At 73.8% G+C, this 13,791-nt stretch carries 9 protein-coding genes; 5 read left to right on the forward strand and 4 right to left on the reverse strand.

Going from position 1 to position 13,791, the window contains the following annotated elements; genetic code table 11:
* Nucleotides 1–150 precede the first annotated feature (150 nt).
* The 3 genes from ACZ6AQ_RS15675 to ACZ6AQ_RS15685 all read right to left on the reverse strand — a co-directional run bounded on the left by ACZ6AQ_RS15675 (nucleotide 151) and on the right by ACZ6AQ_RS15685 (nucleotide 6,319).
* Nucleotides 151–2,178: a M4 family metallopeptidase gene (locus ACZ6AQ_RS15675; protein WP_468760299.1), complete on the reverse strand. Its 2,028-nt coding sequence runs from the start codon at nucleotides 2,176–2,178 to the stop codon at nucleotides 151–153.
* Nucleotides 2,179–2,669: 491 nt separating this feature from the next.
* Nucleotides 2,670–4,511 (reverse strand): ABC transporter ATP-binding protein, encoded by a 1,842-nt coding sequence (locus ACZ6AQ_RS15680; RefSeq protein WP_468760300.1) that lies wholly within the window; start codon nucleotides 4,509–4,511, stop codon nucleotides 2,670–2,672.
* On the reverse strand, nucleotides 4,508–6,319 hold the full coding sequence (locus ACZ6AQ_RS15685) for an ABC transporter ATP-binding protein (RefSeq protein ID WP_468760301.1): 1,812 nt from the start codon (nucleotides 6,317–6,319) through the stop codon (nucleotides 4,508–4,510). Before ACZ6AQ_RS15685 ends, ACZ6AQ_RS15680 begins: the two co-directional genes overlap by 4 nt.
* Nucleotides 6,320–6,476: 157 nt before the next feature.
* On the opposite strand from ACZ6AQ_RS15685, the gene ACZ6AQ_RS15690 reads away from it, so the two are divergent.
* From ACZ6AQ_RS15690 to ACZ6AQ_RS15705, 4 genes are all read left to right on the forward strand, one after another.
* Nucleotides 6,477–7,388, forward strand: a complete 912-nt coding sequence (locus tag ACZ6AQ_RS15690) for an ABC transporter ATP-binding protein (protein WP_388689091.1) — start codon at nucleotides 6,477–6,479, stop codon at nucleotides 7,386–7,388.
* Nucleotides 7,385–8,158, forward strand: a complete 774-nt coding sequence (locus ACZ6AQ_RS15695) for an ABC transporter permease (protein WP_468760302.1) — start codon at nucleotides 7,385–7,387, stop codon at nucleotides 8,156–8,158. Before ACZ6AQ_RS15690 ends, ACZ6AQ_RS15695 begins: the two co-directional genes overlap by 4 nt.
* Nucleotides 8,159–8,226: 68 nt before the next feature.
* Nucleotides 8,227–9,525, forward strand: coding sequence for a sensor histidine kinase (locus ACZ6AQ_RS15700; protein ID WP_468760303.1), 1,299 nt, complete (start codon nucleotides 8,227–8,229; stop codon nucleotides 9,523–9,525).
* Nucleotides 9,522–10,169 (forward strand): response regulator, encoded by a 648-nt coding sequence (locus ACZ6AQ_RS15705; RefSeq protein WP_388689097.1) that lies wholly within the window; start codon nucleotides 9,522–9,524, stop codon nucleotides 10,167–10,169. The genes ACZ6AQ_RS15700 and ACZ6AQ_RS15705 overlap by 4 nt, the downstream gene beginning before the upstream one ends.
* 24 nt (nucleotides 10,170–10,193) lie before the next feature.
* Here ACZ6AQ_RS15705 and glgX read toward each other — a convergent pair whose 3' ends face one another.
* Nucleotides 10,194–12,395 carry a glycogen debranching protein GlgX gene (glgX, locus tag ACZ6AQ_RS15710; RefSeq protein WP_468760304.1) on the reverse strand — a complete coding sequence of 734 codons (2,202 nt, stop codon included), beginning with the start codon at nucleotides 12,393–12,395 and terminating at the stop codon, nucleotides 10,194–10,196.
* 163 nt (nucleotides 12,396–12,558) lie between these two features.
* Between glgX and ACZ6AQ_RS15715 the strand changes: the two genes are divergently transcribed.
* A complete protein-coding gene (locus ACZ6AQ_RS15715) occupies nucleotides 12,559–13,776 on the forward strand; it encodes a L,D-transpeptidase (protein ID WP_468760305.1) in 1,218 nt (405 codons plus the stop codon).
* Nucleotides 13,777–13,791: the final 15 nt, after the last annotated feature.

The following is a 13,791-nucleotide window of genomic DNA, read 5'->3' on the forward strand; positions in this document are numbered from 1 at the left end:
CCGGTGGGAGGCCCGGTGTCTTCCCCGCCCGTCGGCGTCGACCGCCCTCGGAAGGGCCCGGACCCGGGAGACGCGGAGACACGGGGACGCCCCGGGGATGTTCCCCGGGGCGTCCGTCGTGTCGGGTCGCTTCCGCGTTCTCCTCCCGGATTACGGGAAGGTCAGCTTGAAGCCGTTGATGTAGCCGGTGTCGGCGGACGCCTTGTCCTGGACGCGGAGCTTCCAGACGCCGTTGGCGACCTCGGTGGAGGCGTTCACGGTGTAGGTCTGGACGATGTTGTCCGCGCTGCCGCCGGAGCGGTTGCTGAGGCTGTAGACCGAGCCGTCGGGGGCGATGAGGTCCACGATCAGGTCGCCGCGGTAGGTGTGGACGATGTCCACGCCGACGGCGAGGTTGCTGGGGGCGTTGCCGGTGACGCCGGTGACGGTCACCGAGGAGGTCACCGCGGCGCCGTTGTCCGGGATGGAGACGTCGGCGGTGTTCTCGAAGACCTTGCCGCCGGGGGTGCCGCCGCCGGGACGGGCGCCGACGTTGATCGCGGCCCAGGCGTTCTCGACGGCCGTGACCTCGGGGCTGGTGGCGCCGTAGAGCGCCTTGGCCACGTCGACCGTGCCGGTGCGGGCGCCGGCGTAGTTGGTCGAGGAGCCGAACTTGGTGGTGAGCGCCTTGAACCAGATCAGCGCGGCCTTGTCCCGGCCGATGCCCGTGACGGGCAGGCCGTCCGAGGTCGGCGAGTCGTAGTTCACGCCGTTGACGGTCTTGGCGCCGCTGCCCTCGGAGAGCAGGTAGAACCAGTGGTTCGCCGGGCCCGAGGAGTAGTGGACATCGACGTTGCCGATGCCCGAGTACCAGGCGTCCTTGGACGAGCCGTCCTTGCTCGGCTTGTCCATGTAGCGCAGCGGGGTGCCGTTGCCGTTGATGTCGATCTTCTCGCCGACGAGGTAGTCGCCCTTGTCGTTGGCGTTGTTGGCGTAGAACTCGACGGCCGCGGCGAAGATGTCGGAGGTGGCCTCGTTGAGGCCGCCGGACTCGCCGCTGTACGTCAGGTTGGCGGTGGCGGCGGTGACGCCGTGGGTCATCTCGTGGGCGGCCACGTCGATGGACGTGAGCGGCTTGGCGTTGCCCGAGCCGTCGCCGTACGTCATGCAGAAGCAGGAGTCCTGCCAGAACGCGTTGACGTAGGCGTTGCCGTAGTGGACCCGGGAGTACGCGCCGACGCCGTCGCCGCGGATGCCGGTGCGGCCGTGCACGTTCTTGTAGTAGTCCCAGGTGAGCGCGGCGCCGTAGTGCGCGTCGGCGCCGGCCGTCTCCTTGTTGGAGGGGAGGCCGTTGCCCCACACGTCGGTGGTGTTGGTGAACAGCGTCCCCGTGCCGGACGAGCCGCCGTTCAGGTTGTACGTCTTGTGGTTGCCGCGGGTGGTGTCGGTCAGCGTGTACGAGGGCGCGGTGCCGAGGGTCACCTGGCCGCTGTACTGCGTGTTGCCGGTGCCGTTCTCGACGCCCTGCCACTCGAAGAGCTTCGCGCCCGTCTTGGCGTCGGTGACGACGTGCAGCTCGTTCGGGGTGCCGTCGTGCTGGAGGCCGCCGACGACGGTCTCGTACGCGAGGACGGGGGTGCCCTGGGCGGCCCAGACGACCTTGCGCGGGGCGCGGTCGGCCTCGGCCTTGTCGGAGCCGTCCGCGCGGGCGAGGCCGACGGCCTGCTTCTCGGCGGCGGCCGGGGACACCGTGGCGGTGGTGTCGACGTTCTTCAGCTCCGCGCGTGAGGACTTGGTGACGCCGCGGGTGGCGCCCGCCGCGGTCTCCTCGACGATCAGGTCGCCGCCGAGGACGGGCAGACCCGCGTAGGTGCGCTCGTAGCGCGTGTGGGTCGTGCCGTCGCGGTCCTTCACGACGTCGCGGACGACCAGCTTCTCCTCGGCGTTGAGGCCGAGGGACTTGGCCGTGGCGGTCTTGTCGGCGTCCGCCGCCTTGATGAGCGCGGTGCGCTCGGCCGGGGTGAGGTCGGCCGGGAGCTTGCCGGGGTTGGCCGACGTGCCCTGCTGGGCCTGGGGAGCGGCCCCGAACGGGGAGTCCGCCGCGGTGGCGGCGCCCGTCTGGACGCTCACGGCGATCATGGCGGCGGCAGCGATCAAAGCACCGGTCGCGGTGGCGCGACGGCTGGGCGTGGATCTCACGCAGACTCCTTATGCGAGGGGGGTACCGGCGGGCTTGGGTGAGTCCGCCGGGCGGAGCAAGGAGAGCTGTGGAGCACGTTCGGATGAAGCGGCGAACGTTGGTGCGAAGAACCTGGGAGAGAGTCGCAGGAATGACGGGGACCTGTCAGGACCGCGACGGCAAGTTGGCCGGAAATCGTCCGCTGCCGGTACGCGCGCGTTCGTTAAGCGGACGTTTCATCGATCATGAACGGTTCGTCATCCGCCGTTCTTCGCAAGGGAGTCCACCGGCCACCCGGCACGCGGACCCCGGCCTTCCGCCCCGCCCGCCGGATACGGGCCGCCGGCACCCGGGAGATGGCCGAAAAGCGCGGTGAGAGTCCCGTCTTCAGCCTGCGGGGCGCGTCCGGGGAGACCGCCGTCCGCCGCCGTCCGGCCCCGGAAGCCGTGCTTCCGGGGCCGTTCCGGCGAGCGGCCCCGGCGACCGGGCCCCGGCGGCCGGCCCCGGCGGGTCAGCCCACCAGGCTGTCCCGCCAGGCCCGGTGCAGCCCCGCGTAGTGGCCGTCGCCCGTGACCAGGTCGGACGGGGAGCCGTCCTCGACGATCCGGCCCGACTCCATCACCAGGACCCGGTCCGCCACCTCGACCGTGGACAGGCGGTGCGCGACGATCACGGCCGTACGGCCCGCCAGGACCGTGTCCATCGCCCGCTGCACCGCCCGCTCGCCCGGCACGTCCAGCGAACTCGTCGCCTCGTCCAGGATCAGGACCGCCGGATCCGCGAGCAGGGCCCGCGCGAAGGCGACCAGCTGGCGCTGGCCCGCCGAGATCCGGCCACCGCGCTTGCGCACGTCCGTGTCGTAGCCGTCGGGGAGGGCGGCGATGAAGTCGTGCGCCCCGATCGCCTTCGCCGCCGCCTCGATCTCCTCGCGGGTCGCGTCCGGGCGGCCGATCGCGATGTTCTCCGCCACCGTCCCCGAGAACAGGAACGCCTCCTGCGTCACCATGACGATCCCGCGCCGGAGGTCCGGGACGGTCAGGTCGCGGAGGTCCACCCCGTCGAGCAGGACGCGGCCGCCCGTCGGGTCGTAGAAGCGGGCCAGGAGCTTCACGAGGGTCGACTTGCCCGCGCCCGTCGCCCCCACCACCGCCACCGTCTGGCCCGCCGGGATCGTCAGGTCGAAGCGGGGGAGGACCTCGCCCCCGGTGCGGTACGCGAACCGCACCCCGTCGAAGACCACCTCCCGGCCGGGAGCGCCCGGACGGTGCGGGAGTTCGCGCGGGGCGGTCGTCTCCGGGATGCCCGGTTCCTGGGCGAGGAGGCCGGCGATCTTGGTGAGGGAGGCCACCGCCGACTCGTACGAGTTGAGGAACATGGCCAGCCGGTCGATCGGGTCGTACAGGCGCCGCACGTAGAGCACGGCCGCCGCCAGGACGCCCAGTTCGAGCGAGCCCTCCGCGACCCGGTACGCACCCCAGAGGCACATTCCGGCCACCGCCGTGTTCGCCACCAGGCGCGAGCCGACGACGTAGCGGGCCATCTCCAGGAGCGCGTCGCCGTTGCTCCGCTCGTGCCGGTGGTTGAGCGCGGCGAACTCGGCGTCGTTGGCCCGCTCGCGGCGGAACGCCCTGACCGGACGGATGCCGTTCATCGTCTCCGCGAACTTCACGATCACGCCCGCCATGGCCGTGGACCGCTCGCCGTACGCCCGGCCCGCGCGCCGGCGGTAGAGCCGTACGAGCAGGTACAGGGGGACGAAGGAGGCCGTCGCCACCGCCCCGATCCCCAGGTCCAGCCAGAGCAGGATCAGCGTGATCGAGACGAAGGAGAGGACCACGCCGATCAGTTCCTGGAGGCCCTCCGAGAGCAATTCCCGCAGCGACTCGACGTCCGTGGTGGAGCGGGAGATCAGCCGGCCCGAGGTGTAGCGCTCGTGGAAGTCGACGCTCAGCAGCTGCGCGTGCCGGAAGATCCGGCCGCGCAGGTCGAGCAGGACGTCCTGGTTGATCCGGGCCGCCCCCCGGACGAAGGCGTACTGGAGGAGGCTCCCGAGGGCCGCGCAGAGGAGGTAGCCGACCGCCACGGCGATCACGGGGCCGCGGTCGCCGGCCCGGAAGGCCGGGACGCCCCGGTCGATGGCGTACGCGACGAGCAGCGGGCCCGCCTGCACCGCCGCCTCCTTGACGAGGAGGACCAGCGAGGCGACCACGACCCGTGTCCGGTGCGCGGACAGGAGCGAGCGGAGCAGGGCGCCCGTCGCCCCCCGGGGAGCCGGCAGGTCGTCGCGGTCGAAGCGGTCCGTCTCCTCCGGCGGGGCGACGGCGGGGGGCCCCGTGAGCGTGGTGTCCGTCATCGCCGTTCCTTCCCGCCCGACATCAGCCAGGCGTACTCCTCGCTGTCACGCAGCAGTTCCTGATGGGTGCCCACGGCCGCGATCCGGCCCCCGGACAGCAGGGCGACCCGGTCGGCCAGCATCACCGTCGACGGGCGGTGTGCCACCACCAGGGCCGTCGTCTCCCGCAGCACCTCCCGCAGGGCCGCCTCCACCCGTGCCTCCGTGTGCACGTCGAGGGCGGAGAGGGGGTCGTCCAGGATCAGGAAGCGCGGCCTGCCGACCACCGCGCGCGCCAGGGCGAGCCGCTGCCGCTGGCCCCCCGACAGGCTCAGGCCCTGCTCGCCGACCCGGGTCGCCGCGCCCTCGGGCAGCCGGTCCACGAAGCCGTCCGCCTGCGCCACGGCGAGGGCGCGCCGCAGCTCCGGCTCGCCGGCTCCCTCCCCGGCCCCCATCAGGACGTTCTCGCCGACACCGGCGGAGAACAGGGTGGGCTCCTCGAAGGCCACCGACACCAGGGACCGCAGCCGCTCCCGCCCCATCAGCGCGATGTCCTCGCCGTCGAGGAGGATGCGTCCGCCGGTCACCTCGTGCAGGCGGGGCACGAGGGAGGTGAGGGTGGTCTTGCCCGAACCCGTCCCGCCGACCAGGGCCAGCGTCTCGCCGGGGCGGATGTGCAGGTCGACGCCGTCCAGGACCGGGGGCGCGTCCTCCGGGGCGTCCGGGTGGCGGAACGACACGTTCTCGAAGCGCACCCCGTCCGGGCCCCCGGCCGGCCCGTCCTTCGGCCCCCCGGCCGGCACGGCGTCCGCCGGGGCCGGGTCCGACTCCTCCTCGGCGTCCATCACCTCGAAGTACCGCTCGGTGGCGGTCACCGCCTCCTGGCTCATCGCGAGGAGGAAACCGATCGACTCCACCGGCCAGCGCAGCGCGAGCGCCGTCGTCAGGAACGCGACCAGCGTGCCCGCCGACAGCTCCCCGTCCGCGACCCGCACCGTGCCGAGGACGAGCGCCGCCCCGATGGCCAGCTCCGGCACGACGGTGATGACCGCCCAGATCGTGGCGAGCAGCCGGGCCTTGACCAGCTCGGTGCCCCGCAGGCGCTCGGAGAGCTCCCGGAACGCCCGCGCCTGGCTGCGGTGCCGGCCGAAGCCCTTGATGATCCGGATGCCGAGGACGCTCTCCTCCACGACCGTCGTCAGGTCGCCCACCTGGTCCTGCGCCGTGCGCGCCGCGACCCCGTACCGGCTCTCGAAGAGCGAGCAGAGGACCACCAGCGGCAGCACCGGCGTCAGGAGCACCAGGCCGAGCGTCCAGTCCTGGGCGAGCAGCAGGACGTACCCCGCGAGGATCGTCACGCCGTTGACGAGGAGGAAGGTCAGCGGGAAGGCGAGGAACATCCGCACCAGCATCAGGTCGGTGGTCCCGCGCGAGAGGAGCTGGCCCGACGCCCACCGGTCGTGGAAGGCGATCGGCAGCCGCTGGAGCCTGGCGTACAGCTCCGACCGCATCCGCGCCTCCACCCCGGCGAGCGGCCGCGCGACCAGCCAGCGGCGGAAGCCGAACAGCGCGGCTTCCGCGACCCCGAGCAGCAGCAGGTACAGCGCGCCCAGCCACACGCCCCCGGGGTCCCGGTCCGCGACCGGCCCGTCCACCATCCACTTCAGGACGAGCGGGATGACGAGCGACAGGCAGGAGGCGACCACGGCGACGAGGGCGGCCGTGATCCACCGCTTCCGCACGGGGCGCACGTACGGCCACAGGCGGAGCAGGACGCGCACCGCCGAACGGTCGGGGGACTTCGCTGGGGGGAAGGGTTTCTCGGGCATCAGGTCCGACCTTACGGTTCACCACTGACACGGCTCACCCGGTTTTCCGGCCCTTCCGCCGCCCCGGAGTCGTACCCGCGGTCAACCGATCGGTTGACCGCGGGTACGGGCGGATCGGCCGATGCCGGCGGGCGGCCCGGTCCGGGACCCTCGGGGCATGACGACGACAGCGATCGACGTGCGGGGACTGCGCAAGACCTACGGCGGCCGGAAGGTCGTCGACGGGGTCTCCTTCGAGGTCGGCGAGGGGGAGGTCTTCGGGATCCTCGGCCCCAACGGCGCCGGCAAGACCACCACCGCGGAGTGCGTCGCGGGGCTGCGGTCCCCCGACGAGGGAAGTGTGCGCGTCTGCGGGTACGACCCCGCCGTCCGGCGCGCCGAGGTCACCCGGCTCCTCGGGGTCCAGCTCCAGGAGAGCGAACTCCAGCCCAAGCTGACCGTCCGTGAGGCGCTCGCCCTGTACGCCTCCTTCCACGAGCGGCCCGCCGACCCGCGCGGGCTGGCCGAACGGCTCGGACTCCTGCCGCACCTCGGAGTCCGCTTCGGGAAGCTGTCCGGCGGGCAGAAGCAGCGGCTGTTCGTCGCCCTCGCGCTGATCGGACGTCCCCGGGTCGTCGTCCTGGACGAACTCACCACCGGCCTCGACCCGCGCGCCCGGCGCGACGTGTGGGCGCTCGTGGAGACGGTCAGGGACACCGGGGCGACCGTCCTGCTCGTCACCCACTTCATGGAGGAGGCCCAGCGCCTCTGCGACCGGATCGCCGTCCTCGACCGGGGCCGGATCACCGCCCTCGACACCCCCGACGGGCTGATCGGGCGCACCGCCACCGCCAAGGAGATCTCCTTCGCCGCCGACACCCCCCTCGACCCGGCGGAGCTGCGGGCCCTGCCGGGAGCCGCCTCCGTCACGACGGCCGACGGCCGGACGGCCGTCGGCGGCACCGACGAGACCGTCGCCGCCTTCGTCTCCCTCCTCGCCCGCCACGGCGTCACGGCCCGCGGGCTCCGGGTCGCCGACGCCACCCTCGACGACGCCTACCTCGACCTGACGGGAACCGACCACCGATGAGCACGCCCCTCCCCGCGCGCCCCTTCGGCGCCACCGCCACCGCCACCGTCCTGAGGACCGAGGCGCGCCTCTTCGCCCGCGAACCCGGCTCCCTGTTCTGGGTGGTGCTCTCGCCGACCGTCCTGTTCGTGGTCCTCGGCCTGATCCCCTCCTTCCGGGAGGCGTCCGAGGACCTCGGGGGGCGCCGCGTCATCGACCTCTACGTCCCCGTCTCCGTCCTCTTCGCGCTCATCATGGCCGGGCTCCAGGCCATGCCCCCGGTCCTGTCCGGCTACCGCGAGCGCGGCATCCTGCGCCGGATGTCCACCACCCCCGTACGGCCCGCCTCCCTGCTCACCGCCCAGCTCGCGCTGCACGCCGTCGCCGCGCTGGTCTCCTCGCTCCTCGTGATCACGGTCGGCCGCCTCGCCTTCGGCGTCGCCCTGCCGGAGAACCCGGCCGGGTACCTGATCGCCCTGTTGCTCGCCGTCGCCGGCGGCCTCGCGCTCGGCGCGGCCGTGTGCGCCGTCTCCCGTACGCAGAAGGCCGCCACCGCCGTCGGCTCCGTCGTCTTCTTCCCCACCATGTTCACCGCCGGGGTCTGGGTGCCGGTCCAGGCCATGCCCGATACCCTGCAGCGGATCGTCGGCCTCACCCCGTTCGGCGCCGCGTCCCGGGCCCTCGACGCGGCCGCCTCGGGCGGGTGGCCCGGCTGGACCGCGCTCGGGACGATGCTCCTGTGGACGGCCGTGCTGACCGGCGCCTCGGTGCGCTGGTTCCGCTGGGAATGACCGCCGGCCACGCATGACGGCCGCCGGCCGCCGGCCGCGAACGACCGCGAAGGGGAAGGGGAGGAGCGATGCCGACCACCGTCGAGGAGCGCTGGCGCCAGTTCTTCCGCTGGGGACCGTACGCCCTGCTCGGCGTCGGCACCGCGATCGCGGGGGCGTCGGGCGACGCGCTGATGGACCGCGCGGAGAAGGCGGCGGCCGGGGTCCTGGTGGTGGCGGCGCTCCTCCTCCACGCGGTCTGGGACCGCCGCTGCGCCCGGCTGGTCGCGACCGCCGGGTGGGGACCCGAGCGGCCCTGCGCCGGGCCCGTGCTCGTGCCCGGGGCCCCGGGCCCCGCCTCCACCGCCCACTTCGTGCTCCGCACCGCCCTGGCCTTCGCGCTGACCTGGCTCAACCCCTTCTTCGCGATCTACGCCTGCGTCGGCTACTTCGACGCCGTCCACCTGCTGCCCCGCCGCCTCGCGCACGCCGGGCTCCTCCTGGTGGCCGTCACCATGGCCGGCTCCCAGTCCGGCGGCCTGCCGCCCGCCACCCCGGTGCACTGGCTCGCCTTCGGGGGCCTGTTCGCCCTGAACGCCTGCCTGGCCGTGGGCTTCTCCCACCTCGGCACGAAGGAGACCGAGAAGGCCGCCGAGCGCGCCGCCACCATCGCGGAACTCGGCCGCGCCAACAGCCGCCTCGAACAGGCCCTCGCCGAGAACGCCGCCCTCCAGGCCCAGCTCCTCCTCCAGGCACGGGAGGCCGGGATCGCCGACGAGCGGCGCCGGCTCGCCGCCGAGATCCACGACACCATCGCCCAGGGCCTCACCGGGGTCGTCACCCAGCTCCAGGCCGCCTCCGCCGCCCCCGACCGGGAAAGCGCCGAGACCCATCTGAGGCGCGCCGCCGGCCTCGCCCGGCACAGCCTCGGCGAGGCCCGCCGCTCCGTGCGGAACCTGAGCCCCGTCGCCCTGGAGCACGACACCCTCCCCGGGGCGCTGCGCAGGACCGTCGAGGAGTGGGCCGAACGCACCGGCGTCGACGCCCGCTTCACCGTCACCGGCACCGAGGCACCGCTCCACGACGAGGTCGCCGCCACCCTCCTGCGGATCGCCCAGGAGGCCCTGTCCAACACCGCCCGCCACTCCGGTGCCGCCCGCGCCGGCGTCACCCTCTCCTACATGGGCGACGAGATCACCCTGGACGTGCGGGACGACGGCCGCGGCTTCGACCCGCTCGCCCGTCCCGGACGGGGCACCGGCGAGGGCGGGTTCGGGCTCGACGGCATGCGGGCCCGCGCCGAACGCCTCACCGGCACCGTCACCGTCGAGACCGCCCCCGGCGAGGGCACGGCGGTCTCCGCCCGCGTACCGTTGGCCACACCATGACCGACATCACCCTGCTGATCGTCGACGACCACCCCGTCGTACGGGACGGCCTGCGCGGCATGTTCGCCGCCGGGGACTCCGGATTCCGCGTCCTCGGCGAGGCCCCCGACGGCGTGCGGGGCGTCGAACTCGCCCTGGAACTCGACCCCGACGTGGTCCTCATGGACCTGCGGATGCCGGGCGGCGGCGGCGTCGACGCCATCGCCGCGCTCACCCGGCACGGCGCCCGCTCCCGGGTCCTCGTCCTCACCACGTACGACACGGACACCGACACCCTCCCGGCCATCGAGGCCGGGGCCACCGGCTACCTGCTCAAGGACGCCCCGCGCGAGGAACTGTTCGCGGCCGTGCGGGCCGCCGCCGAGGGCCGCACCGTCCTCTCCCCGGCCGTCGCCTCCCGGCTCGTCACCGCCGTCCGCGCCCCCGCCGCCCCGCCCGCCGACACCACCCTCTCCGCCCGCGAGACCGAGGTCCTCGCCCTCGTCGCCAGGGGCACCGGCAACCGGGCCGTCGCCGCCGAGCTCTTCATCAGCGAGGCCACCGTCAAGACCCACCTCACCCACATCTACGCCAAACTGGGCGTCAAGGACCGGGCGGCCGCCGTCGCCGCCGGCTACGACCGGGGCATCCTGGGCCGCTCCTGAGCGCCCGGGGCCCCTCGTGGTCCCCTACCGCGCCACCCGCAGCAGCACCACCGACCGGGCCCCCACCGCGAGCGTCTCCCCGCCCCGGTGGACCGTGCCCGGCGCCCCGGACTGGTCCTCCCGGGCCGTGTCCACGACGAGTTCGTACGACTCCGCCCACGGCGGTCCCGGCAGCCGGAAGTCCAGCGGCCGGTGGCCGGCGTGCAGGACGGCGAGGAAGCTGTCGTCGGCGATCCGCTCGCCCCGCGCGTCCCGGCCCGGGATGTCCCGGCCCGACAGGTAGAGGCCGAGCGTGGCGGTGGGCGCGTACCAGTCCTCCTCCGTCATCTCGGTGCCCCCGGCGGTGAACCAGGCCAGGTCCCGCAGCCCGTCCGCACGCTGCGGGCGGCCGGAGAAGAAGGCCCGGCGGCGCAGCACCGGATGGCGGTGGCGCAGCGCGAGCAGCCGCCGGGACAGGGCGAGGAGCTGACCGCGCCCGGGGTCCTCGGGCAGCGACCAGTCGAGCCACCCGGTCTCGTTGTCCTGGCAGTAGGCGTTGTTGTTGCCGCCCTGGGTGCGGCCCATCTCGTCCCCGGCGACCAGCATCGGGACCCCGGTTGACAGGAGCAGGGTGGTGAGCAGGTTGCGCTGCTGGCGCAGCCGCAGCGCCCCGATCTCCGGGTCGTCGGTCTCGCCCTCGGCGCCGCAGTTCCAGGAACGGTTGTCGTGGGTGCCGTCCCGGTTCCCCTCGCCGTTGGCCTCGTTGTGCTTGCGCTCGTACGTGACGAGGTCCCGCAGGGTGAAGCCGTCGTGGGCGGTGACGAAGTTGACGGAGGCGTACGGCCGCCGCCCGCCCCAGGCGTACAGGTCGCTGGAGCCGGAGAGCCGGTAGCCGAGGTCCCGGACGTCGGGCAGCGCGCCCCGCCAGAAGTCCCGCACCGTGTCCCGGTAGTGGTCGTTCCACTCGGTCCACAGCGGCGGGAACGCCCCGACCTGGTAGCCGCCGTTGCCCACGTCCCACGGCTCCGCGATCAGCTTGACCCGCCGCAGCACCGGGTCCTGGGCGATGACCGCCAGGAAGGGCGAGAGCATGTCCACGTCGTGGAAGGACCGGGCGAGCGCCGCCGCCAGGTCGAAGCGGAAGCCGTCCACCCCCATCTCGGTCACCCAGTAGCGCAGGCTGTCGGTGATGAGCCGCAGCACCTGCGGCCGCACGACGTGCAGGGTGTTGCCGCAGCCCGTGTAGTCGGCGTACCGGCGTGCGTCGGACTGGAGCCGGTAGTAGGCCCGGTTGTCGATGCCCTTCAGGGAGAGGGTCGGGCCCAGCTCGCCCGCCTCCGCCGTGTGGTTGTAGACCACGTCGAGGATCACCTCGATCCCGGCCGCGTGCAGCGCCCGCACCATCCGCTTGAACTCGCCGACCTGCTGCCCGGCCGTCCCCGAGGAGGAGTAGCCCGCGTGCGGCGCGAAGTAGCCGACGGAGTTGTACCCCCAGTAGTTGCGCAGCCCCCGGCGCAGCAGGTGGTCCTCGTGCGCGAACTGGTGCACCGGCAGCAGCTCGACCGCCGTCACCCCGAGCCGCACGAGGTGGTCGACCGCGGCCGGGTGCGCCAGGCCCGCGTACGTGCCGCGCAGGTGCTCGGGGACGCCCGGGTGCAGCTGGGTGAAGCCCTTGACGTGCACCTCGTAGATGACCGAGTCCTGCCAGGGCGTCTTGGGCCTGCGGTCGTCGGACCAGTCGTCGTCGTCGTGGACGACGACCCCCTTCGGCACGTACGGGGCGGAGTCCCGCTCGTCGCGCACGGTGTCGGCCACGTGCTGCTGCGGCCAGTCCCGGACGTGCCCGTACACCTCGGGGGGAAGGGCGAACTCGCCGTCGACGGCCCGCGCGTACGGGTCGAGGAGCAGCTTCGCCGGGTTCCAGCGGGCACCCGTCCACGGGTCCCAGCGGCCGTGCACCCGGTAGCCGTAGCGCTGTCCCGGACCGGCCCCGGGCACGAAGCCGTGCCAGATCTCGTGGGTCAGCTCGGTCAGCGGCAGCCGCCGCTCCGTGCCGTCCGCGTCGAACAGGCACAGCTCGACGGCCTCCGCCCCGCCCGCCCACAGGGCGAAGTTGGTGCCCTCCGTCCCGTCGGGGCCGGTCCGGCAGCGGGCGCCGAGGGGCGTCGGCGCCCCCGGCCACACGGGTGGCCCCGCCCGCTCCGGCACATGCTCCTGTACGGCCTCCTGCTCGGCTGCGCTCGCCACCGTCCGGCCTCCCGCGGCTCCGTCGGGACCGCGCCCGGGGACCGGCGGCGTCCCGGCCGCCGCTCCCCGGGTGCGGTTCTCCTCCTGTTCTGCCCGTCCGGCCGCGCTCCCAACATGACCCGCACGCACGTTTCCCCCGGCGGTGGCGGTCGTTGGGCCGGGAGTGAGATCTGTATGGAGACGGGCGGTACGCGCCCTCGCGGTGACGGGACTGGTGGCGGGCCTCGCCGGCTGCGCCGGAGCGGACGGCGGCGGGGGCACCGGCCCCTTCTCGCCGGGCAAGGGGCGGGCCCCCGGCGACGCCATCCGGGTGAGTCCGGAGGACGGCAGTCGCGCGGTCCCGGCCGGGACCGCGGTCGAGGTGCGGGTGGACGACGGACGGCTCGAACGGGTGACCGTCGCCCGGGTCGAGGACGGGCGGCGGACCGAGGTCGCCGGGGAGGTCTCCGCGGACGGGCTGCGCTGGCGGCCCCGGCCGGGAACACGGCTCGCCCCGGCCGCCAAGTACAGCGTGGACGCGGTCGCGCTCGACGCCCGCGCGCGCCGTTCGGCCCGTCACACCACCTTCACCACCGCGGTGCCCGCGTCCCGTTTCATCGGCTACTTCACACCGGAGAACCGCTCCACGGTCGGCACCGGCATGATCGTCTCCTTCTCCTTCAACCGCCCCGTGACGCACCGCGCCGCCGTCGAGCGCGCCGTCCGGATCACCTCGGAGCCGCCCGTGGAGGTCGTCGGTCACTGGTTCGGCGGGGAACGGCTCGACTTCCGCCCGGAGAAGTACTGGGCCCCCGGCACGCGGGTCACCGTCGCGCTGGACCTGCGGGACGTGGAGGGCGCCCCCGGCGTGTACGGCATCCAGCGCAAGGAGGTCGGCTTCACCGTCGGCCGTTCCCAGGTCTCCGTGGTGGACGCCGCCGCCCACACCATGGAGGTGCGCAGGGACGGCGAGCTCCTGGCCACGCTGCCCGTCACCGCCGGGGCGCCGAAGACCACCACGTACAACGGGAAGATGGTCGTCACCGAGCTGTACGACGTGACGCGGATGAACGGCGCCACGGTCGGCTTCGGCGGCGAGTACGACATCAAGGACGTGCCGCACGCGATGCGGCTCACCGAGTCCGGGACCTTCCTGCACGGCAACTACTGGGCCCCGCCCGAGACCTTCGGCGCCGCCAACGTCAGCCACGGCTGCGTGGGGCTCCGGGACGAGAAGGGCGGCAGCGAGCGGTCGCACGCCGGCTGGTTCTTCGACCGGACGCTGATCGGCGACGTGGTGGAGGTGGTCAACTCCCGCGACCGGACGGTCGGTCCCGACAACGGGCTCGGCGGCTGGAACCTGGACTGGAACCGGTGGAGGGCGGGTTCCGCCCTGCGCTGACCCGCCCGGCCCGTT

The sequence above is a fragment of the Streptomyces sp. NPDC041191 genome (genome assembly GCF_055591945.1).

Excerpts from the sequence above, each read along its gene's own strand:
- ACZ6AQ_RS15685 (WP_468760301.1), bottom strand. The coding sequence starts at position 6,319 with ATGCCCGAGAAACCCTTCCCCCCAGCGAAGTCCCCCGACCGTTCGGCG.
- ACZ6AQ_RS15680 (WP_468760300.1), bottom strand. The coding sequence starts at position 4,511 with ATGACGGACACCACGCTCACGGGGCCCCCCGCCGTCGCCCCGCCGGAG.
- ACZ6AQ_RS15700 (WP_468760303.1), top strand. The coding sequence starts at position 8,227 with ATGCCGACCACCGTCGAGGAGCGCTGGCGCCAGTTCTTCCGCTGGGGA.
- ACZ6AQ_RS15705 (WP_388689097.1), top strand. The coding sequence starts at position 9,522 with ATGACCGACATCACCCTGCTGATCGTCGACGACCACCCCGTCGTACGG.
- ACZ6AQ_RS15695 (WP_468760302.1), top strand. The coding sequence starts at position 7,385 with ATGAGCACGCCCCTCCCCGCGCGCCCCTTCGGCGCCACCGCCACCGCC.
- ACZ6AQ_RS15690 (WP_388689091.1), top strand. The coding sequence starts at position 6,477 with ATGACGACGACAGCGATCGACGTGCGGGGACTGCGCAAGACCTACGGC.